This window comes from Mitsuaria sp. WAJ17, from assembly GCF_014174515.1.
Classification (GTDB): domain Bacteria; phylum Pseudomonadota; class Gammaproteobacteria; order Burkholderiales; family Burkholderiaceae_C; genus Roseateles_B.
In genome coordinates this window covers 1-513 of record NZ_JACJUG010000107.1, presented here as the reverse complement: position 1 = coordinate 513, position 513 = coordinate 1, and the positions used below count along the sequence as shown (strand labels likewise).

The 513-nt window shown below is 71.5% G+C and carries 1 protein-coding gene; it reads right to left on the bottom strand.

Going from position 1 to position 513, the window contains the following annotated elements:
* The coding region (locus tag H5407_RS23575; RefSeq protein ID WP_183106917.1) for an AMP-binding enzyme at positions 1 to 513 on the bottom strand (513 nt) is incomplete at both ends.

Sequence of the window (513 nt, the reverse complement as noted above, 5' to 3'; positions counted from 1 at the left end):
CCAGCTGTTCTTCCAGCTCGCCTTGCGGGGCTTCGTAGCCGCGGGCGGCCAGGGCCTGCAGGTCTGGCGCCGGCAGGGCGCGGCGGTCCAGCTTGCCGTTGGGCGTCAGGGGCAGCGCGGGCATGGGAACGAAGGCGCTGGGCACCATGTAGGCAGGGAGCTCCTGCTCCAGGGCCTGGCGCAGCGCCTGCATCGACAGCGCGTTGTCCTCCGAACTGTCCTCCGAACTGTCCTGCACCACGTAGGCCACCAGACGCTTGAGCCCCGGCTCGTCCTCGCGGGCCAGCACCACCGCCTCGCGCACGCCGGGCTGTGCCAGCAAGCGGGCCTCGATCTCGCCCAGCTCGATGCGGTAGCCGCGCAGCTTCACCTGCTCGTCGTTGCGACCCACGAAGGCCAGCCGCCCCGTCTCCAGCCAGCGCACCAGGTCGCCGGTGCGGTACATCCGCCCTGCCCCGTCCTTCACGAAGGGATCGGCCAGGAAGCGCTCCTGCGTCAGCTCCGGCTGCCCCA